Annotated in this window: 17 protein-coding genes; 7 read left to right on the top strand and 10 right to left on the bottom strand. The window is 72.3% G+C overall.

Features of this window, described 5'->3' with window-relative positions; genetic code table 11:
- Positions 1-68: 68 nt before the first annotated feature.
- Positions 69-260, bottom strand: a complete 192-nt coding sequence (locus ACTWPP_RS26545) for a ferredoxin (RefSeq protein ID WP_443107084.1) — start codon at positions 258-260, stop codon at positions 69-71.
- A 174-nt stretch (positions 261-434) separates the two neighbouring features.
- Here ACTWPP_RS26545 and ACTWPP_RS26540 point away from each other — a divergent pair, with 174 nt between their 5' ends.
- The gene (locus ACTWPP_RS26540) at positions 435-1,142 is read left to right on the top strand and encodes a class I SAM-dependent methyltransferase (protein WP_443107083.1); all 708 of its coding nucleotides are present in this window, start codon (positions 435-437) and stop codon (positions 1,140-1,142) included.
- Between the two features lie 58 nt (positions 1,143-1,200).
- Here ACTWPP_RS26540 and ACTWPP_RS26535 read toward each other — a convergent pair whose 3' ends face one another.
- The 8 genes from ACTWPP_RS26535 to ACTWPP_RS26500 all read right to left on the bottom strand — a co-directional run bounded on the left by ACTWPP_RS26535 (position 1,201) and on the right by ACTWPP_RS26500 (position 10,776).
- The gene (locus tag ACTWPP_RS26535) at positions 1,201-2,328 is read right to left on the bottom strand and encodes a prenyltransferase (protein ID WP_443107082.1); all 1,128 of its coding nucleotides are present in this window, start codon (positions 2,326-2,328) and stop codon (positions 1,201-1,203) included.
- Positions 2,318-3,079 (bottom strand): class I SAM-dependent methyltransferase, encoded by a 762-nt coding sequence (locus tag ACTWPP_RS26530; RefSeq protein WP_443107254.1) that lies wholly within the window; start codon positions 3,077-3,079, stop codon positions 2,318-2,320. The genes ACTWPP_RS26535 and ACTWPP_RS26530 overlap by 11 nt, the downstream gene beginning before the upstream one ends.
- A gap of 43 nt (positions 3,080-3,122) precedes the next feature.
- A complete protein-coding gene (locus ACTWPP_RS26525) occupies positions 3,123-4,430 on the bottom strand; it encodes a glycosyltransferase family 4 protein (protein WP_443107081.1) in 1,308 nt (435 codons plus the stop codon).
- 28 nt (positions 4,431-4,458) lie between these two features.
- Complete coding sequence (locus ACTWPP_RS26520) at positions 4,459-5,706, bottom strand: cytochrome P450 (protein ID WP_443107080.1); 1,248 nt, start codon at positions 5,704-5,706, stop codon at positions 4,459-4,461.
- Positions 5,707-5,731: 25 nt separating this feature from the next.
- Positions 5,732-6,988, bottom strand: coding sequence for a cytochrome P450 (locus ACTWPP_RS26515; protein ID WP_443107079.1), 1,257 nt, complete (start codon positions 6,986-6,988; stop codon positions 5,732-5,734).
- Positions 6,989-7,221: 233 nt separating this feature from the next.
- Positions 7,222-8,211, bottom strand: coding sequence for an MBL fold metallo-hydrolase (locus ACTWPP_RS26510; RefSeq protein ID WP_443107078.1), 990 nt, complete (start codon positions 8,209-8,211; stop codon positions 7,222-7,224).
- Positions 8,212-8,278: 67 nt separating this feature from the next.
- The gene (locus ACTWPP_RS26505) at positions 8,279-9,439 is read right to left on the bottom strand and encodes a steroid 3-ketoacyl-CoA thiolase (protein WP_443107077.1); all 1,161 of its coding nucleotides are present in this window, start codon (positions 9,437-9,439) and stop codon (positions 8,279-8,281) included.
- Positions 9,440-9,531: 92 nt separating this feature from the next.
- Complete coding sequence (locus tag ACTWPP_RS26500) at positions 9,532-10,776, bottom strand: cytochrome P450 (RefSeq protein ID WP_443107075.1); 1,245 nt, start codon at positions 10,774-10,776, stop codon at positions 9,532-9,534.
- A gap of 317 nt (positions 10,777-11,093) precedes the next feature.
- Here ACTWPP_RS26500 and ACTWPP_RS26495 point away from each other — a divergent pair, with 317 nt between their 5' ends.
- Positions 11,094-11,519 carry an SCO2583/SCO2584 N-terminal domain-containing protein gene (locus tag ACTWPP_RS26495; RefSeq protein ID WP_443107074.1) on the top strand — a complete coding sequence of 142 codons (426 nt, stop codon included), beginning with the start codon at positions 11,094-11,096 and terminating at the stop codon, positions 11,517-11,519.
- Here the strand turns inward: ACTWPP_RS26495 and ACTWPP_RS26490 are convergent.
- A complete protein-coding gene (locus tag ACTWPP_RS26490; RefSeq protein WP_443107073.1) occupies positions 11,516-12,700 on the bottom strand; it encodes a cytochrome P450 in 1,185 nt (394 codons plus the stop codon). The genes ACTWPP_RS26495 and ACTWPP_RS26490 overlap by 4 nt on opposite strands.
- 191 nt (positions 12,701-12,891) lie before the next feature.
- Here ACTWPP_RS26490 and ACTWPP_RS26485 point away from each other — a divergent pair, with 191 nt between their 5' ends.
- From ACTWPP_RS26485 to ACTWPP_RS26465, 5 genes are read left to right on the top strand one after another with little or no spacing between them, the layout of a single operon-like run.
- A complete protein-coding gene (locus ACTWPP_RS26485; RefSeq protein ID WP_443107072.1) occupies positions 12,892-13,905 on the top strand; it encodes a 3-oxoacyl-ACP synthase III family protein in 1,014 nt (337 codons plus the stop codon).
- 2 nt (positions 13,906-13,907) lie between these two features.
- A complete protein-coding gene (locus tag ACTWPP_RS26480) occupies positions 13,908-14,660 on the top strand; it encodes a glycosyltransferase family 2 protein (RefSeq protein WP_443107071.1) in 753 nt (250 codons plus the stop codon).
- Positions 14,657-15,817, top strand: a complete 1,161-nt coding sequence (locus ACTWPP_RS26475) for a cytochrome P450 (RefSeq protein WP_443107070.1) — start codon at positions 14,657-14,659, stop codon at positions 15,815-15,817. Before ACTWPP_RS26480 ends, ACTWPP_RS26475 begins: the two co-directional genes overlap by 4 nt.
- The gene (locus tag ACTWPP_RS26470) at positions 15,814-17,319 is read left to right on the top strand and encodes a class I adenylate-forming enzyme family protein (RefSeq protein WP_443107069.1); all 1,506 of its coding nucleotides are present in this window, start codon (positions 15,814-15,816) and stop codon (positions 17,317-17,319) included. Before ACTWPP_RS26475 ends, ACTWPP_RS26470 begins: the two co-directional genes overlap by 4 nt.
- A complete protein-coding gene (locus tag ACTWPP_RS26465; RefSeq protein ID WP_443107068.1) occupies positions 17,316-18,248 on the top strand; it encodes an NAD-dependent epimerase/dehydratase family protein in 933 nt (310 codons plus the stop codon). Before ACTWPP_RS26470 ends, ACTWPP_RS26465 begins: the two co-directional genes overlap by 4 nt.
- The last annotated feature ends 6 nt before the right edge of the window (positions 18,249-18,254 follow it).

Below are 18,254 nucleotides of genomic sequence, written 5' to 3'. Positions count from 1 at the left end.
AGGGCGGCACACCGCATGCTGGGCGCCGCCGCGGGAACGCCCTGCTCGAACGGGAGGGACCCGCCGGCCTACTCCTCCAGCGCCAGCGCGGCCTTCGGGCACGAACGGACCGCATGCCGGACGCGGTCCGCCTCTTCCGACGGGACGTCCGGCTTCAGGATCTCGAGTTCGTCCTCGTCGTTCAGGTCGAAGACCTCGGGTGCGAGCCCGGCGCACACGGCGTTCGCCTCGCACACCAGAGGATCGACTCGTACTCTCATCGCCTTCTCCGTTCACACCGTGAGCGTGCCGCTACCACCTTCGCCCGCCAACTTACCGAACGTGATTCGGGGTGGCGTGCCCACCCCGAAAGTAGAACAGGTTCCATACAGCGCGGGCAAGGGCGGGTCTCGCTGAGCGGATCTCGGATAGGGTGCCCGGACTGGAGGAGATCGATGACCCACACCAAGGCGTCCACCGGCCCGGGGACGACCGGCACGTCCACCCCCGAGATGCCCGCCGATCTGTGGCGGGCCGCACGCCACGCCAAGGGCTTCATGCCGGACGGCGAGGGCCTCGCGCTGTACGAGACGGCCCTGGAGTACGGGGCGCGCCTCGCCGGCACCGGCCCGATGCTGGAAGTCGGGACCTACTGCGGCAAGTCCGCCGTCTACCTGGGGGCCGCGGCCCGGACGGCGGAGACGATCCTGGTCACCGTCGACCACCACCACGGCTCGGAGGAGAACCAGGCAGGGTGGGAGCACCACGACCCGTCCCTCGTCGACCCGAGCACAGGGCAGATGGACACGCTCCCCACGTTCCGGAAGACGATCGCGGCCGCCGGGCTCGAAGGCGAGGTCGTCGCCGTCGTCGGGCAGTCCCGCACCGTGTCGGCGTTCTGGCGGACGCCGCTGGCGCTGCTGTTCATCGACGGCGGCCACGCCGAGGAGCACGCCCAGGGCGACTACGAGGGCTGGGTCCCGCACGTCGCCGTCGGAGGAGCCCTCGTGATCCACGACGTCTTCCCCGACCCCAAGGACGGCGGGCAGCCGCCGTACCACCTCTACCTGCGGGCACTGGAGAGCGGCGCGTTCGAGGAACGCCGCGCCGAAGGCTCGCTGCGCGTCCTGGAACGCGTCAACGACACCGATCCGCTGCGCTGACCTGCCGCGTGCGGCCCTTGAGAGGGGCCGGGCAAGGGCGGCACGCCGCAGGTGGACGCTAGAGGTTCGTCCGCATCGGGTTGGCCACCGAGACCAGCGCGCACCCGCACGCGAGCGGATCGGACGCCTCGGACGGCCCCAGCGACCGTCCCGCGATCTCCTTGAACAGCCGGGCGCCGGGTGAGGCGTCCGCCAGCGCGTCCGCCGCCAGGATCACCGCCGCCGCCGTGTAGGTGGAACGGTCCCCGGGAAAGTGCCTCCGGTTCTCGAACTGCCAGCCCGTCCAGTACGAGCCGTCCTCATGCCGCAGATGCTGGATGGTGCCGAACAGCTCCAGCGCCCGGTCGCGGTCGCCCGCCGCGTCCAGCGCCAGCACCAGCTCGCAGCTCTCCGCCGCCGTCACCCACGGCTGGTCGGACACGCAGCGGCAGCCGAGGCCCGGCACGACGAACGTGTCCCAGTCCTCGTCGAACCGGCGTGCCGCGTCCTCACCACGGACGGGACCGCCGAGCACCGGGTAGTACCAGTCCATCGACCAGCGGCTCTTGTCGGCGAACGCCTCCGGATGCGCGGCCACCACGTGCCCGAGCTGGTCGGCGGCCAGCTCCCACTCGGGCTGGTGCTCGCCGAGATGCTCGGCCAGCGCCACCGCGCACCGCAGCGACTGGTGGATCGACGAGCAGCCGGTCAGCAGCGCGTGGTCGGATGCCTCGCCGTCCTCGTGCCGGATCCAGATGATCTCCCCGCGGCGGGTCTGCAGGCCGAGGGTGAACTCGATCGCCCGCCGGACCGCCGGCCACATCCGCCGCGCGAACTCCTCGTCCCCGGTCATCAGCAGCTCGTGCCAGACGCCCACCGCGACGTAGGCGGCGTGGTTGGACTCGCCGCCCGGCTCGGTGACCTCGCCCAGCACCCACTTCGCGGGCCACGACCCGTCCGGCCGCTGGACGCTCCGCAGCCACTCGTACGCCCGCCTGGCCTCCCGGCCGAGCCCGGCGGCCGACAGGGCCATCGCGGCCTCGATGTGGTTCCAGGCGTCCACGTGCCCCGGGACGCCACCCGTGGGGGAGAACCAGGGGATCGCGCCGGACTCCTCCTGCTGCGCGGCGATGCTCCTCGCCGTCGCGACGATGTCGTCCGGCGACAGGACTCCGGTCACTGAAGGCGGGCCGGTGTCAGACCGCATCCGCGGTCTCCTCGACCGGGGCCGCCGGAGTGCCCGGCGCGGCGGGCTTGCCGAAGTAGACGACGACGCTCTTGCCGATCACCGGGTTCAGCGCGCGCTCGGCCAGCCGGGTGGCGAGGGGGCGCTTCATGATGTCCCAGACGAGGATCTGGTGGTAGGCCTTCGCGAGCGGGTTGCCGTCGTTGTTCACCCCGACCGCGCACTTGATCCACCAGTACGGGGCGTGCAGCCCGTGCGCGTGGTGGTGGCCGCCGACCCTGAATCCGACCGACTTCAGCTTGGCCTCCAGCTCGGCGCGCGTGTAGATCCGCACATGCCCGCCGGGGGCGGTGTGGTAGTCCTCCGACAGCGCCCAGCACACCCGCTCGGGCAGCCAGCTCGGCACCGTCACCGCGAGTTTGCCGCCCGGCTTCAGGACGCGCAGCAGCTCGCGCATCGCCGTCATGTCGTCGGGGATGTGCTCCAGCACCTCCGACGCGATGATCGCGTCGAAGTGGTCGTCGGGGAACGGCAGGTCGAGCGCGTCACCCTGCACGGTCTCTGCGGTCGCGTCCCCGGGCACATCGCCTTCGAGGCTCATCGCCCCGAACATCTTGTCGACGGCGGACAGCTCCTCGGCGTCCTGGTCGAAGGCGACGACATGCGCACCCCGGCGGTACAGCTCGAAAGCGTGCCGTCCGGCGCCGCATCCCATGTCGAGGACGCGGTCTCCGGGGGTGACGCGGAACCGCTGGAAATCCACGGTCAGCAGGGTCGTGCTCCTTCCATACGGGGGAACGCCATCGGGACGTCCCTCAGCCCTTGCCCTTGCCCGCGGCGAGCCGCAGGTAGTTCTGCTGGGTGATGGCGGCCCGGTAGTGCTCGACCGTGGCCTTCGCCACCGCCGGCCAGGCGAAACGTTCCTGGACCCGGGCCAGGCCGGCGGCGCCGGCACGTGCGCGCTCCGCGGCGGAGTCGTGCAGCCGGCGCAGCGTGGCGGCCAGCTCCTCCACGTCCCCGGGCTGGACGAGGACGCCCGCGTCGCCGGCCACCTCGGGCAGCGCGCCGGCGCGGCTCGCGACCAGCGGCGTCCCGGACGCCATGTGCTCCACGGCCGGCAGCGAGAAGCCCTCGTAGCGGGACGGGACGGCGGCGATCTCCGCGGACGCCATCAGCTCGCCCAGCTCGTCGTCGCCGATGCCGCTGACGAACCTGACGCGGTCGCCGAGGGCCAGTTCCCGCACGAGCTTGTCGGTCGGGCCGTCCTTCTGCGGCTTGCTGACGACGATCACGTGCACGTCCCGCTCGGTGGCGAGCTTGGCGACCGCGCGCAGCAGCACGTCCACGCCCTTGATCGGCGCGTCGGCGCTGGCCATCGCCACGATCCGGCCGGGGACGCGCTCGCCGCGCGGGTGGAAGATGCGGGTGTCGACGCCGAGCGGAAGGATCTCGATGTCGCGCGGGTCGACCCCGAAGTCCTTGACGATGTCGACCTTGGACGACTCCGACACCGTCAGCACCGGGCCGATCCGCCGCGACACCCGCGACTGCATGCCGACGAACCCGTACCAGCGGAACTTGCCGAGCTTCTGCTTGATCCCGCGCGCCGCCTCCAGCTCGATCCGCCGGTCGACGCTGATCGGGTGGTGGATGCTGGTCACCAGCGGCAGCCCGAGCCGGGCGATGCCGAGGTTGCCGAGGCCGAGGACCTGGTTGTCGTGCACGACGTCGAAGTCGCGGCGGCGCTTCTTCAGCAGCCGCAGCGCGCGCAGGCTGAAGGTCAGCGGCTCGGGGAAGCCGCCCGTCTTCATGTGCGCGAACTCCAGGACGTCGATCCAGTCGCGGAACTCGCCGAGGGCCGGGATCCGGAACGGGTCCTCGTCCCGGTACAGGTCCAGGCTCGGGATCTTGGTGAGGGCGATCTCCTCGCGGTCCAGCTCCGGATACGGCTGGCCGGACAGCACCTCCACCGTGTGCCCGAGATCGGCCAGTTCCCGGCTCAGATGCCGGAGGTAGACGCCCTGGCCGCCGCAGTGCGGCTTGCTCCGGTACGAGAGCAGGGCGATCCGCAAAGGACCGGCCGGGCGCAGCGGATCACCGCCCGGCTCGCCTGCCTCACCCACGCCATCCCCTGCCCACGCACCACTCCCGTCAGTCGAGGAACGCCGGCCGCACGCGCACCGGCATCTCCTTGATGCCGTTGATGAAACTAGACCTTAGCCTCCGTACGTTACCGCTGAGTTCAATATTGGGCACAGTGTCCAAAAGTGTTTCGAAAAGCACACTGAGCTCGAGTCGGGCGAGGTGGGCACCGAGGCAGAAGTGCGGCCCTCCACCGCCGAACCCCAGGTGGGGGTTGGGGTCGCGTCCCACGTCGAAGGCGTACGGGTCGGCGAACAGGGCCTCGTCGCGGTTGGCGGAGGCGTAGAACACCACGACCTTGTCGCCCTCGGCGATCTTGCGGCCGCGGATCTCGGTGTCCCGGGCGGCCGTCCGCTTGAACAGGTTGACGGGGGTGACCCAGCGGACGATCTCGTCCGCCGCCGTCCGGACCAGGGACCGGTCGGCCTTCAGCCGCTCCCACTGCTCCGGATGCTCCAGCAGCGCCAGCATGCCGCCGGTCGCAGCGTTGCGGGTGGTCTCGTTGCCGGCGACCGACAGCAGCATCACGAACAGCTCGAACTCGTCCCCGCTCAGCACCTCGCCGTCGGCGTCGGGCTGGAGCAGCCTGGTGACGATGTCCTCGCGCGGGTTCTCCCGCCGGTCGGCGGCCAGGACGTTCGCGTACGCGTACAGCTCCGTCGCGGCGGCCTGGCCCTCCTCCGGCGTCCGCTGGAACTCCGGGTCGTCCCCGCCGATCAGCGTGTTCGACCAGGTGAAGATCTTCTCCCGGTCCTCCGGCGGGGCGCCCAGCAGCTCGCAGATCACGTACAGCGGCAGCGGTGCCGCCAGGTCCCGGACGAAGTCGGCCTCGTCGCCGCGCTCCACGGTCTCGGCGACCAGCTCCCCGCAGATCTCCCGGATGTGCTGCTCCAGCGCGCCGATGGCACGCGGGGTGAAGCCCCGGTTGACGATGCTCCGCTTGCGCGAGTGCTCCGGCGGGTCCTGGTTGAGCATCATCATCCGCTGCAGGACGAGATGCTCCTCCTCCGGTTCCTCGAACAGCGCGAGCCGCCGCCACGAGGAGAACAGCTCCGGGTGCCGCGACACGTGCACGACGTCCTCGTGCCGGGTCACCGCCCAGAACGGCGGTTGCCCCCGGTCCGGGTCGCCGTGGTGCCGGTGCACCGGATCGTGCTCGCGCAGCCACGCCAGCTGCCCGTGCGGGATGCCGCCGTGCTCGTACGCGCCGGGGTCGACCAGCTCGATGTCGGGGGTGATGTCGGGGGTCGCGGTCACCTGAACCTCCTCGGGTCCCTGAAGATCAGGACGGGGTGAAGCGCACCGGCAGCTCCTTGAGCCCGTTCACGAAGTTCGACCGGAGCCGGCGCGGCTCGCCGGCGGGCGCGATGTCGGGCATCCGGTCGAGGATGGTCTCGAAGATGATCTTCAGGTTCATCCTGGCCAGATGGGTGCCCAGGCAGAAGTGCGGCCCGCCGCCGCCGAACCCGAGGTGCGGGTTCGGGTCGCGGCCCACGTCGAACGCGAACGGGTCGTCGAAGACCCGCTCGTCGCGGTTCGCCGACCCGTAGAACATCACGACCTTGTCGCCGGCCTTGATCTGCTTGCCGCCGAGCTCGACGTCGGTGAGGGCCGTCCGGCGGAACTGGTTGATCGGGCTCACCCAGCGGACGATCTCCTCCACCGCCGCCGGCAGCAGGCTCCGGTCGGCCTTCAGCCGCTCCCACTGCTCGGGCCGCTCGAAGAACGCCTGCATGCCGCCCGCCGTCGCCGTCCGCGTCGTCTCGTTCCCGGCGATCGACAGCATGATCACGAAGAGCTGGAACTCCTCCTCGCTGACCCGCGTCCCGTCCGCGTCCGGCGTGAGCAGCTTGGTCACGATGTCGTCGCGCGGCGTCGACTCCCGGCTGCGCGCCAGCTCCCCGGCCCAGCCGGCGAACTCGGCGGCGCACAGCTGCGACTCCGTCCGGTCCCCGATGTAGTCCGGGTCGTTGAACGCCACCAGCTTGTTGGACCAGTGGAAGATCTTCTTCCGGTCCTCCAGCGGCGCGCCGAGCAGTTCGCAGATCGTGTAGAGGGGCAGCGGCGCGGCGAAGTACTCCACGAAGTCACACTCGCCCAGATTCGCCGCCTCGTCGATGAGCCGGTCGCAGATCTGCCGGATGTGGTCTTGCAGCCTGCCGATCATGCGCGGGGTGAACCCCTTGTTCACCATGGCCCGCAGCCGGGTGTGGTCCGGCGGGTCCTGGAACAGCATCATCTGCCCGTACATGGCGATGTCGTCGTCGGTGAACTCCTCGAACATCGCCGTCCGCTCGTGGGACGAGTACGGGTCGGCGCGCCGCGACACCTGCACGACGTCCTCGTGCCGGGTCACCGCCCAGAATCCGGGCACCCCCTCGTTGGGGTCCTGATGCCAGTGGACGGGATCGTTGTCGCGCAGCCATGCGAACTGCCTGTGCGGGATCCCTCCACGCTCGTACACCCCGGGATCGATGATGTCGATCTCGGGGGCTCGGAACGTCCGGGTAGCCGAAACGGTGGACGTCGCAAGTGCCATGGGGAAGATCCTTCGTGCCGGGGCCGGAACTCGAGGCGTGTGAACTGAGCGCTTGCTTGGCCTGCAGACCTAGAACACGTTCTAACATGAGACTCCAGTCTCATCAAGAGTCACAGCCCACTGAGTGACCCGCATCGCACCCCGGACGCCGTCCCTCCACCCACCGGCCGATCACCGCCGCACCGCTCCCAAGGCCGCGGAAGTAGAGGATTCGCCCAGATGGAGGTGGCCGGTCAGCGGAGCCTGTAGCGGAGGGGGTCGTCGGTGCCTTCGCGGCGGGCGACCCCCCGGGTCTCCAAGGTGCGGATGTGGGCGGCTGCCTCGGCGGCGGCCATGCGGCGGGCGGTCTGCGACATGTCGGCCCAGGGGTGGCGCCAGGTCAGGGCCGCCGTGAGGTCCCACAGGGTGATCGGGCGGGACGACAGGAGGGCGGTCACCTCGGCGAGGCGCTGCTCGTGGTGGTCGATGATCTCCTGGGCGCGGCCGGAGAGGCCGTTGAAGCGGAACTGGTGGGCCGGCAGGACCTCGTCCACGGACATCGCGGCGACCTTGTCGAGGGAGCCGAGGAAGCTGCTCAGGGGGTCGATGTCCGGGATGTCGTAGGGGTAGAGGCCGATGTGCGGGGTGATGCGGGGCAGGACGTGGTCGCCGGTGAAGATGCGGTCGCCGTCTTCGAGGTGCAGGCAGATGTGGCCGGGGGAGTGGCCCGGCGTCCAGATGGCCCGCAGCTTGCGGCCGGGGAGGTCGATGAGGTCCCCGTCGGACAGTTCGCGGTCGGGGACGGCGGGCGGCTCGACCCGGCGGCTCTCGACGGGCTGGGCCAGCTCCGGCTCGGACGCGCCGGCGCGGCGCAGGGCGGTCAGCTCGAAGGCGCGGCGGCCGCCCTGGTCGGTGGAGCGGAAGAGCCGGACGATGTCGGCGTCCGCGTGGTGCATCGCGATCCAGCCGCCGGACGTCTCGCGGACGCGCCCGGCCAGTCCCGCGTGGTCGGGGTGGTAGTGGGTGACGACCACCCCGCGGACGTCGGCGACGTCGATGCCGAACGTGCCCAGGCCGTCGCGGAGGGCCGTCCAGGCGTCCTCGTGCTGCCAGCCGGCGTCGATGAGGACGGGGCCCTGTGGGCTCTCCACCGCGTACACGAGCGTGTAGGCGAGCGGATTGTCCGGGATCGGGACTGGAACGCTCCAGAGTCCTCCGCCCAGGTCTTCGGGTTCCGGCTGCAAGGAGACCGCCTTTCGCGCCTGTGAAAGGCCCCGGCGGCGAAGGCCGGGGCCCCGACTGATGTTCCGGTCAGATCCGTTCGAGGATGGTCGCGGTGGACAGCGCGCCGCCGCAGCACATGGTGACCAGGGCCGTCCCGGCGTCGCGGCGCTCCAGCTCGTGCAGCGCCGTGGTGATCAGCCGCGACCCGGTCGCGCCGACCGGGTGCCCGAGGGCGATCGCGCCGCCGTTGACGTTGACCGTGTCCATGTCGGGCTTGTGGACCGATGCCCAGGACAGCACGATCGACGCGAACGCCTCGTTGATCTCGGTGATGTCGATGTCGTTCATCGTCATGCCGGACTTCTGGAGGACGCGCTCGGTCGACTGGACCGGGCCGTCCAGGTGGTAGTACGGCTCGGAGCCGACCAGCGCCTGGGCCTTGATGCGGGCGCGGGGGCGCAGGCCGAGGGCGTTCGCCTTCTCCTCCGACATCAGCACGACGACGGCGGCGCCGTCGGAGATCTGCGACGAGGTGCCCGCCGTGTGCAGGCCCTCGGGGCCGAGGACGGGCTTGAGCTTGGCGAGGCCGTCGGCGGTGGTCTCGCGCAGGCCCTGGTCGCGGGTGACCTCGCGGGTCTCTCCGGTGACGGTGCCCTCGGCGTCCAGGACGGGCGCCGTGATGGGGGCGATCTCGCGGTCGAAGCGGCCGTCCGCCCACGCCTTGGCGGCGAGCTGCTGCGAGCGGGCGCCGAACGCGTCGAGGTCGGCGCGGGTGACGCCGCGGCGGGCGGCGATCCGCTCGGCGGCCTCGAACTGGTTCGGCATGTCCAGCGACCAGTCGTCCGGGCGCGGGTTGGCGGGCATGACGTTGCTGCCGAGCGGCGCGCGGCTCATCACCTCGACGCCGCAGCCGATCGCGACGTCCACGATGCCGGCGGCGATCTGCGACGCGGCGAGGTGCACGGCCTGCTGCGCCGACCCGCACTGGGCGTCGATCGTGGTGACCCCGGTCTGCCAGGGCAGGCCCGCGTACAGCCAGGAGTAGCGGCCGACGTGCCCGCCCTGTTCGCCCGCCTGCGTCACGCAGCCCGCGAAGACCTGCTCCACCTCGGCGGCGTCGATGCCGGAGCGTCCGACGGCGGCGTTCAGCGCGTGTGCCAGGACGGCCTGTGCCTTCATCCCCGCCAGCCAGCCGTTGCGCTTTCCGAGCGGTGTGCGTACCGCCTCGACGATCACCGGGGTACCCATGCGGTCTCCTTCTAGAACGAGATTCGCTTACAACTGTAACCGGTTCTAGATTTCAGGGAACGGCGGAGTCCCGGAGAGCAGGACGAGGGCGCCTACGCGTAGCGGACGGGCAGTTCCTTGACGCCGTTCAGCCAGGCGGAGCGGAGGCGGCGCGGCTCGCCCAGGCGGGTGATGCCCGGCATCTGGTCGGCGATCGCGTCGAACATGAGCCGTATCTCCAGCCGGGCCAGGTTCGCGCCGATGCAGTAGTGCGCGCCGGTCCCGCCGAAGCCGAGATGCGGGTTCGGGGAGCGGGTGACGTCGAAGGAGGCCGGGGCGTCGAAGACGTCCTCGTCGAAGTTGGCCGAGCTGTAGTACATGGCCAGGCGGTCGCGCGCCTTGATCTCCACCCCGCCGAGCTCGGTGTCCCGGACGGCCGTCCGCTGGAACGCGGTCACGGGCGTCGCCCACCGGACGATCTCGTCCGCCGCCGTCTCGGGACGCTCGGCCTTGTACAGCTCCCACTGGCCGGGGTCGTCCATGAACGCGATCATGCCGTGGGTGATGGCGTTGCGGGTCGTCTCGTTGCCCGCGACGGCGAGCACGATCATGAGGTAGCCGAACTCGTCGTCGGTCAGGCCGCGCCCGTCCACGTCGGCCTGGACGAGCCTGGTGACGATGTCGTGGGCGGGGCAGCCGCGGCGCTGCTCGGCGAGGTTCATGGAGTAGCCGATGATCTCGGCGGCGGAGCCGGCCGGGTCGGCGTTGTACTCGGCGTCGTCGTAGCCGAGCATCTTGTTGGACCACTCGAACAGCCGGCGCCGGTCCGCCTGCGGGACGCCCATCAGCTCGGCGATCGCCTGCAGCGGCAGCTCGGCCGCGATCTCGGTGACGAAGTCGCCCTCGCCGCCGCGCCGGCGGGCCTCGGCGACGATCCGCTCCGCCCGTTCCTGCAGGGCGTCGTGCAGCGCGTTGATCACGCGGGGCGTGAAGCCGCGGGAGACGATCTTGCGCAGCCTGGTGTGCTGCGGCGGGTCCAGGTGCAGCAGGAGGTTCTCGCGCTGGAAGGCCAGCTCCTCGGGCGTGAACGTCTCGTTGTACCGGATCACCGCGCCGCCGGCGGCGGAGGAGAACAGCTCGTGATCGCGCGAGATCTCCTTGATGTGGGCGTGCCTGCTGATCACCCAGAAGCCGTCGTCGTCGAAACCGGTGCGGCCGCGCGGCTGCTCGTTCCACCACGGGCGGCCGGTCCGGCGCAGCAGCGCGAACTCGGAGAGGGGGACGCGCTCGGCCATCAGGTCCGGGTCGCTGAAGTCGAATCCGGCGGGGACGGTGGTGTCAGGTGCGGTGGCGGTCATGCGCGCTTCCTCCCGATACGGCTGGCTGCTCGTCCTCACCGTAGAACTGGTTTCAGTCCAACTCAAGGAAAATGAGACTCCAGTCTAATCGTGGGTCTTGCCACAGGTCTCTTTCGACGGCCCGCGTTCTCATGTGCCCGAATACGCCGGATCGCCCGCGCCGTGAAACCTTGATCGAACTCACGGCGGGCCGCCGGTGAGGTCCGTCGCGGTCACGGTGGCGTTCGAATGGAACGCATTCTAGAAATGTGATGGGGAACCGCCCGGGGACGTCGACTAGCCTGGGTGTTCGACCGCCCCCGGCGCCGGAGAACCTCATGGCCGCAGACTTCGACGAGCCCATGTTCGACGACGACTTCGTCAGAGGCGCCACGTTCACCGAGCCGAGCGCACGAGAGCGGGCCCGGTCGCCGAGCAGGCGCGAGCGGCGGCGCATGCGCCGCGCCGCCAAGCGCGCCCGGCGGGCCGGCGGCGGTGTCGGCTTCCGGCGGCGGCGCCGGTACCGCGAGCCGAGCCACCGGAGGGCCGTGTTCCAGCTGATCGGCGCGATCGTGGTGCTGTTCGCGATCTCGTTCGCGCTCTGGTGGTGGAACTCGGCGCCCAGGGAGCCCGAGCGGCCGGTGCAGCCGATCGTCCCGACGGCGCCGGGGCCCGAGGCACCGGTGCCCGAGGGCCCGGCCGAACCGAACTCGCCCGCCCCGGCCCCCACCACGGGTGTCCCGACCTCGATCCCCGAGATCTAGGCGAGCCGCACCCGCAGTTCGGCGTACGCGGGCACGAGGACGCGGCGGGCGGCGCGGCGCGAGACGATCCGGTAGGGGCGGCCGCCGGAGTGCAGCGTCGTCAGCATGCGGGCCACCTGCGTGCGCGCCACGGCCGCGCCGAGGCAGAGGTGGCGGCCGGCGCCGAACCACAGCTGCCGGGTCTCGGGAACGTACGCGCGGCGGACGTCGAACGGCCCGGCGCCGCCGGTGGCGAGATAGGTCAGCAGCAGGATCCGGTCGCCCGCGCGCAGCCGGCGCCCGGCCACGGTCGCGTCGCGGGACACGTGCCGCCCGATCACGGGCGCGGGGGTCGAGACGCGCAGGCCCTCGCGCACCGCGTTGTCCATGAGCGACGGGTCGTCCAGCAGGGCCCGCTGCTCGCCGGTGTCGTGCAGCAGCGCCACGGTGCGGACGGTCCCCGACGCGCCCGTCTCGGTGCCGGCGATCACCAGCAGGGTCGCCAGCCCGCGGCTGAGCGGCACGCCGAGGCCCATCTCGCGGCAGCGGCCGAGGAGCGTGTCCGGCCCGGCCGTGCGGTAGGCGTGCGGGACTCCGGCGGTGATCTCGTCCACGATCGCGCGGGCCCGGTCGATGACCGCGGGGTCGAGTTCGGTCGAGGCGGCCGTGCCCATCGCCAGCCGGGCCAGCCGTTCCCCGGCCGCGAAGACGTCCCGGTGGGCGGCGTCGTCCCGCCCGGCGGGCAGTCCGAGCAGGTCGGCGACCATCCGGCCGACCAGGACGCGGGCGGCGTCCGCGACGTCCACGGTCTCCCCGGCGGCGAGGCGGCGGGCCAGCGCGGCGTGGGACGGGCCCTGGGAGCGTTCCACCAGCGTGCGGGCGGCGCCCTCGGTGAACAGGTCGCGGGCCCGGGTCCGGACCTCCGCGTGCCCCGGACCGCCGAAGAACCGCGCCATCCCGTCCCCGAACAGCTGTGTCCAGAGGTGGCCGACGCCGCCCTCGCCGTTCATGCCGAAGCCGGCGTGGTCGTTGAGGACGCGGCGGGCGAGGACCGGATCCGTCACCACCCAGCCGAGCCGCGGCACGCGCGCGATGGGGCCGGTGTGGCGCCCCGCCTCCAGCAGCGCGAACAGTCCCGGGTCGGCCGCCCACAGCAGCCGCGCCTCATGGCGCGCCGCGCTCCCGATCTTTGTGCTGGTCACCCGGCGATTCTGCCGGGTGGCGGATCCCGGTGGAAACGCGGTAGTACTCAATCCGGATGAGTGGCGGTACTCACGGCGAACCGGGGTACAACGCCCACCCCGTGTTCCGTAGGGTCGCTCTGTCCGGGAGCGTCCGGGGTCGGCGAGTCTGATCGTCCACGGAGCACGAGGAACCGGGGGAACCCCAGCCCATGAGAGCCCGCATCACCGCCGTCGCGGCGCACCTGCCCGAGCGGACGGTCACCAGCGCCGAAGTCGAGGCCCGGGTCACGGCGGAGAGCGCCACAGGGGACGGCGGGTACCGGCCGCATCCCACGATCGTCGAGCGGATGACCGGAATCCGCACCCGCCATGTCATGCGCGACGACGAGCAGGCGTCCGACCTGGCCGTCGCCGCCGCCCGCGGCGTCCTCGCCGAACGCGGGATCCCGGCGGCGGGCATCGACCTGCTGGTGTTCGGATCCGCCTCTCAGGACCTCATCGAACCGGCCACCGCGCACATCGTCGCCGCCAAGCTGGGCGCGGCGTGCCCCGTCTTCGACGTGAAGAACGCCTGCAACAGCTTCCTGAACGGCCTGCAGATGGCGGACGCGCTGATCCGCACCGGGCAGCACGAGCGGGTGCTGGTCTGCACGGGCGAGAGCCCGTCCCGCGCGATCCGCTGGAGGGTCCGCGACCGCGCCCAGTTCGTCGACGCGTTCGCCGGCTACACCCTCTCGGACGGCGGCGCCGCGATGCTCGTCGAGGCCGCCCCGGACGGCGGGATCTTCTACCGCGACTTCGCCGCCGTCTCCAGCGCCTGGCGGATCGGGACGCTCCCGGCGGGCGGCTCGATGCATCCCCGCGACCCCGACTTCACCTACTTCAGCGGGGACGGGCGCCGGCTCAAGGACGCGTTCGTCGCGAGCGGCCCGGAGATCTTCACGACCGCGCTGCAGAAGACCGGCCTGACATGGGACGACTTCGCCGTCGTCGCCGTCCACCAGGTGACCCTGCCGTATCTCGAGGTGCTCCGCTCGATCCTCGGCATCCCGCCCGGCCGGCTCGTCGTCACGCTGCCCGACCACGGGAACGTGGCGTCCGCGAGCCTTCCGCTCCAGATCGCCGCCGCCCGCGCGCGGGGACGCTGCGGCCCCGGCGACCGGGTCGCGCTGATCGGCCTCGCCGGCGGCGTCAGCCTCGGTGTCATGTTCGCGGAGCTGTGACCATGAACCTGTGGGTCGTCATCCCCGCCTACGACGAGGAACGTTCTATCGGTGCCACGCTGCGCCGCCTCGCCGAGCAGACCGACACCTGTTTCTCGCTCGTCGTCGTCGACAACGGCAGCACCGACGGGACCGCCCAGGCCGTCAAGGAGTTCGCCGCCGAGAACACGGCGTTCGACGTCCGGATCGTCCACGAACCGGAGAAGGGGACCGGGGCCGCCGCCGACACCGGCATCCGGCACGCGATCAGCGCCGGGGCCACGCACGTCGCCCGCACCGACGCCGACTGCCTGCCGCACCGCGGCTGGATCGCGGCGGTGAGGCGCGCGTTCGGTGAGGGCCTGGAACTGGTCAGCGGGCCGCTGCTGCCCCGGACCGACGAGTTCCCCCTGAAGTTCTGGGAGCGGCGCCTGCTGCCGGCCGTCATCGACCTCGCCGCCCTCTTCGGACGGTTCCGGCCCGGCAACCAGGACCCGCTCTACCTCGGCCCGTACGTGATGATGCCGGGCTGCAACCTCGCCATCACCGCCGACCTGTACGAGCGGGCGGGCGGTTTCCCGCGCACCCGCATCGAGGACGTCCACGAGGACCGCGAGCTGGTCAACCGCGTCCGCCGCGTGACCGACGCCTACGGGCTGCGCAAGGACGTGGTCATGTACGGCTCGGTGCGGCGCCTGCGGGCGTTCGGCCTGGTCAGGACGCTCGGCTGGTACGCCGACCACCGCTACAGGCCCCCGGTCGCGGACATCCGATGAACTGGGAGAGGCGCCTCTACCTGACCGCGCATCCGTTCGCGTACCCGCTGCTGCGCGGGGTGGCGCGGCGCGGCCCGGTCGTCCGCGTGCCCGGCGTCGGCGTGGTCGTGAACGACGCGCCCCTGGCCCGCGAGGTCCTCATGGACGGCGGGACGTTCCGCAAGGACGGCCCCGGCTCGCCGGGCGAGCTGTGGACGCCGGTCCTGGGCCCGTCCGTCCTGCTCAACATGGAGGGGGACGCGCACAGGGCTCTGCGCCGCCGCCTCACCGACCTGTTCGTCCCGTCCTACACCGAGGCCCTGTGCGCCCGCGTCCTGGCCGAGCCGCTCGCCCGGCTCACCGATCGCCTCGGACGCGGCGCGACCGTCGACCTGGTGGACGCGGCGCGGGTGATGGCCGGTGCGGTGATCGGCGAGGTCATCGGCCTGGACACCAAGACCGAGGCGGCCTACCGGGACCTGTTCGAGCAGGGCGAGCGCATCGTCTCGATGGTGTCGCTGCGGACGCGCCGGCTCTCCCCGTCCCAGGTGCGGCGGGCCCGCGCCGTGCTGGACCCGCTCGGCGACATCGCGGCGAAGGCGTACCTGACGGGGGACGAGTCGACCGTCATGGGACGGATGCGGGCACTCGGCCTCTCCGAGGACGAGGCGCGCGGGGCCGCCGGGGCGTTCTTCCTGACCGGTACCGAGACGGTCGCCACGCTGCTGCCGCGCTTGATCGCGCTTCTCGCCGACCACGGGCGGCTCGCCCGTGTCGCCGCCGGCGACGGCGCCCTGCTCGACCGGGCGATCGAGGAGGCCATGCGGGTGACGACCCCGACGCCGGTCATGCTGCGCAGCGTGCACAGTCCCGCCATGGTCGGGGGCGTCGCGATCCGTCCCGGCGACCGGGTCCTGATCGCCACGCACAACTGCTGCCGCGACCACGGCCCCTTCGACCTCGACCGCCCCCACCCGCCCGAGCTGCGGCGGCTGTGGTTCGGCGCGGGACCCCACTTCTGCATCGGGTATCCGCTGGCCATGGCGCAGATCCGGCTGGTCGCCCGGACGGTGCTCGCCGCCGCCCCCCTCAAGATCACGCGGCGTGCGGCGGCGCGCGGCGTCCTGATCCCGACGTACGCGCACCTGACCGTCCGCGCGGAGCGGGGCACGAGATGACACTGGTTCGGCGGCTGCTCGACCAGGCCGCCCGGACGCCCGGCGACGTCGCGCTCGTCGCCGGGGACGGTGCGGAACTCACCTACGGCGAGCTGCGGCGGCAGGTGCTGGCCGTCCGGCACGGCCTGCTGTCCGGCGGGCTCGCGGCGGGCGACGGGGTGCTGTTCTCCGTCCGGCCCTCGCCGGAGTCGCTCGTCCTCGCGCTGGGCGTGGTCGCGGCCGGGGGCGTGGTCGTGTTCGCCGATCCGGGGGCCGGGCCGGAGATGTTCACCGCCCGGCTGAGGCTGGCGCGTCCGCGCTGGTCGGCGGCGGAGTCGGTCCTGTACGCGGGCAGTCGGCTGCGTCCCGTCCGGGCGTATGCGCGGCGGCGCGGGCTGCTCCTGCCGAACCTCGCCGACCTTCAGATTCCGGGCGAGGACCCGATGCGGCACATTCACGTCGGACGGCGGCTGCCCGGTGTTCCGCGGGGCGCGCTGTCGTTCGCGCGCCTGGTGCGGGGGGACGCGCCGGAGCCCGGCGCCGGCGCCGACCCCGACGCCCCCGCCGCCGTGATCTTCACTTCCGGGACGACGGCCGACCCGCGCGCCGTGGTCCACACGCAGGCGTCGCTCGCCGCGGCCCTCGACCTCTTCCGGGCGCGGCTGCCGCTCGGCCACGGCGACGTCGTCCACACCGACCAGCTCATGCTCGGGCTGCCGACGCTGATCTCGGGGGCGCGCTGGTCGATGCCGCCGCTGTTCTGCGCACCCGCCGACTTCGCCCGGCTGATGCGGGAACGGGGCGCCACGCACACGTTCTGCGTTCCCGTCCACCTCGCCGAGATTCTGGACGCGTCCCCGGAGCTGCCGCCGGCGCTGCGGTACGTGCTGCTCGGGGCCGCGCCGGCCCCTCCGGCGATCCTGCGGCGGGCCGTCGCGGCGGCGCCGTCCGCCGAGGTCCTGTCCGTCTACGCGATGACGGAGATCCTGCCGGTGGCGATCGCGTCGGCGGAGGAGAAACTCGCGCACACCGCGTCCGGTGACCTCCTGGGGGCGCCGCTTCCCGGTGTCGCCGCGCGGCTCGCCGGCGACGGGGAACTGCTGCTGTCGGGCCCCGGCCTGTGCCGCGGCTACCTCGGCACGGAGCCGCTCGCCGAACTGGCGACCGGCGACCTCGCGCGGCTGGACGAGGGGCGCCTCGTCCTCACGGGACGCAAGAAGGACATGCTGATCCGCGGGAAGTTCAACCTCTACCCGGGCCTGTACGAGCCGTCGGTCGCCGCGCTCCCCGGTGTGGCGGAGGCCGCCATCGTGGGCGTCCCCGATCCGGAGACCGGCGACGAGGAGGTCGTCCTGGCGGTGGTCGGCCCCGCCGACCTGCCCGTCCGGCTCCGGCGCGCTCTCCCGGACGTCATCGACCACGACGCCCTCCCCGACCGCATCGTCGTCCTGGACGAGCTGCCCCGCTCCGGCCGGACGCGCAAACTCGACCGCGACCGCCTCCGCGAGCTGGTGACCCCATGAGGATCGCGGTGACGGGTGCCTCGGGCTTCGTGGGCGGCGCGGTGTGCCGGGCGCTCATGTCCGAGGGCGTCACGGCGTTCGCCCATGGCCGCCGTCCCGCCATCGCCCCGGCCCATCTGGGCGGCGCGGTCTACCGGTCGTGGGACCTCACGCATGGCCCCGTCCAAGACGCCCCGGACGTCGACGCGGTCGTCCACTGCGCGGGCAGCGTCACCGACTGGGGACCCGCCGCCGACTTGTTCGCCGCCAACCTCACCGGGACCCGCAACGCCCTCGCGTCCTTCCCCGGTGCCCGGTTCGTGCACGTCAGCACGGCCAGCGTGTACGACCCGTTCCGCCCGAGCGTCATGGCCGCCGAGGACGAGGCGCCGGTGAGCCGCTACATGAACGCCTACGGGGCGTCGAAGGCCGCCGCCGAACGCGCCGTCCTGCGGGCCGCCCGCGACGCGATCATCCTGCGCCCGCACGCCGTCTACGGGCCGGGTGACACGACCCTGCTGCCGCGCGTCCTGTCCGCCGTGCGGGGGCCGCTGCTGCCCGCCGCCGGGACGGGACGGCAGCGGATCAGCCTCACCTCGATCGGCAACCTCGTCCGGGCGTGCGTTCTGGCCGCGACCGGCCCGGTCACCTCGGGGGTCTTCAACATCGCGGACTCCTCCCCGGTGACGATCGACGACGCGTTCCGCGAGATCCTCCGCGAGCGCGGCATCAGGGCGCGGCCCGTCTACATCCCCGCGGCCGTCGCCCGCCCGCTCGCCGCCGTCACCGAAGGCGTGTTCCTGCTGGCCGGACGGCCCGAACCGCCGCGCCTGACCCGGTACGCCATCGGCCATCTCGCGGTCGAACGCACCCTCGACATCACCGCCGCCCGTGAAGTCCTCGGCTACGACCCGCACGCGACGACGTTCGCCGGGGCCGCTGGCTGGTGATCGTCA

Source organism: Actinomadura sp. 3N407 (assembly GCF_052245875.1).
Taxonomy (GTDB): domain Bacteria; phylum Actinomycetota; class Actinomycetes; order Streptosporangiales; family Streptosporangiaceae; genus Spirillospora.
Note: the sequence above shows the minus strand (reverse complement) of the source record. Positions and strands in the feature narration are given on the sequence as shown.

Excerpts from the sequence above, each read along its gene's own strand:
- ACTWPP_RS26545 (WP_443107084.1), bottom strand. The coding sequence starts at position 260 with ATGAGAGTACGAGTCGATCCTCTGGTGTGCGAGGCGAACGCCGTGTGC.
- ACTWPP_RS26540 (WP_443107083.1), top strand. The coding sequence starts at position 435 with ATGACCCACACCAAGGCGTCCACCGGCCCGGGGACGACCGGCACGTCC.
- ACTWPP_RS26535 (WP_443107082.1), bottom strand. The coding sequence starts at position 2,328 with ATGCGGTCTGACACCGGCCCGCCTTCAGTGACCGGAGTCCTGTCGCCG.
- ACTWPP_RS26515 (WP_443107079.1), bottom strand. The coding sequence starts at position 6,988 with ATGGCACTTGCGACGTCCACCGTTTCGGCTACCCGGACGTTCCGAGCC.
- ACTWPP_RS26505 (WP_443107077.1), bottom strand. The coding sequence starts at position 9,439 with ATGGGTACCCCGGTGATCGTCGAGGCGGTACGCACACCGCTCGGAAAG.
- ACTWPP_RS26500 (WP_443107075.1), bottom strand. The coding sequence starts at position 10,776 with ATGACCGCCACCGCACCTGACACCACCGTCCCCGCCGGATTCGACTTC.
- ACTWPP_RS26495 (WP_443107074.1), top strand. The coding sequence starts at position 11,094 with ATGGCCGCAGACTTCGACGAGCCCATGTTCGACGACGACTTCGTCAGA.
- ACTWPP_RS26485 (WP_443107072.1), top strand. The coding sequence starts at position 12,892 with ATGAGAGCCCGCATCACCGCCGTCGCGGCGCACCTGCCCGAGCGGACG.
- ACTWPP_RS26480 (WP_443107071.1), top strand. The coding sequence starts at position 13,908 with ATGAACCTGTGGGTCGTCATCCCCGCCTACGACGAGGAACGTTCTATC.
- ACTWPP_RS26475 (WP_443107070.1), top strand. The coding sequence starts at position 14,657 with ATGAACTGGGAGAGGCGCCTCTACCTGACCGCGCATCCGTTCGCGTAC.
- ACTWPP_RS26470 (WP_443107069.1), top strand. The coding sequence starts at position 15,814 with ATGACACTGGTTCGGCGGCTGCTCGACCAGGCCGCCCGGACGCCCGGC.
- ACTWPP_RS26465 (WP_443107068.1), top strand. The coding sequence starts at position 17,316 with ATGAGGATCGCGGTGACGGGTGCCTCGGGCTTCGTGGGCGGCGCGGTG.